Here is a 1,098-nt window from a genome sequence, read left to right as displayed (position 1 = left end):
GCGGAGCGGGGTATCGAGATGATCGTCGGCCTGCTGGCGATCCTCAAGGCCGGCGGCGCTTATGTGCCGCTCGACCCAACCTACCCGCAGGACCGCCTGGCCTACATGATGCAAGACAGCGGCATCCAGCTGCTGCTGGCCCAGGCGTCGCTGACCGGTCAATTGCCGGTGCCTGACGGCGTGAAAACCCTGCTGCTGGATACCGACGTCAGCGCCTTTGCCGACAGCGACCCGCAAGTCGTCGTGGATCCTTCGAACCTCGCCTACGTGATCTACACCTCCGGTTCCACCGGCAATCCCAAAGGCACCTTGCTCGCGCACCACAATATCCTGCGTCTGTTCGTGGCCACTGAACCGTGGTTCGGCTTCGGCCCGCAGGACGTCTGGAGCCTGTTTCATTCCTATGCTTTCGACTTCTCGGTCTGGGAAATTTTCGGTGCACTGCTGCACGGTGGCGAACTGCTGATCGTGCCGTACGACGTCAGCCGCTCGCCCCAGGAATTCCTCGACCTGTTGTGCGACGCGGGCGTCACGGTGCTCAACCAGACGCCGTCGGCGTTCAAGCAGTTGATGCACGTGGCTTGTACCGACTCCCGGGCCAATGCCCTGCGCTACGTGGTATTCGGCGGCGAGGCGCTGGACGTCAAGAGCCTGCGCCCATGGTTCGAACGGTTTGGCGACAGCGCGCCACAGCTGATCAACATGTACGGCATCACCGAAACCACGGTGCACGTCACCTACCGTCCGCTGTCGGTGGCTGATCTCGAGCTGGACGCCAGCAGTCCGATTGGCGAACCGATAGCCGACCTGTCGTGGTACCTGCTCGACGGTGAACTGAACCCGGTGGCCAAAGGCTGCATCGGTGAACTGTATGTTGGCCGCGCCGGCCTGGCCCGGGGCTACCTGAAGCGTGGCGACCTGACGGCACTGCGTTTTATTCCCGACCCGTTCGGCGAAAGCGGTGCGCGGTTGTACCGCACCGGTGACCTGGCGCAATACCGCAGCGACGGGGTGATCGAGTACATCGGCCGGATTGACCATCAGGTGAAAATCCGTGGCTTCCGTATCGAACTGGGTGAAATTGAAGCGCGCCTGAAC

Annotated in this window: 1 protein-coding gene; it reads left to right on the top strand. The window is 62.6% G+C overall.

All coding sequences use genetic code 11. The features are described from left to right. The coding region (locus ACIOMR_RS30950; RefSeq protein WP_401198218.1) for an amino acid adenylation domain-containing protein at nucleotides 1-1,098 on the top strand (1,098 nt) is incomplete at both ends.

This window comes from Pseudomonas sp. NPDC087814 (assembly GCF_044742865.1).
In the GTDB taxonomy this organism is placed as follows: Bacteria; Pseudomonadota; Gammaproteobacteria; order Pseudomonadales; family Pseudomonadaceae; genus Aquipseudomonas.
This window is presented reverse-complemented; position numbering and strand designations above follow the sequence as displayed.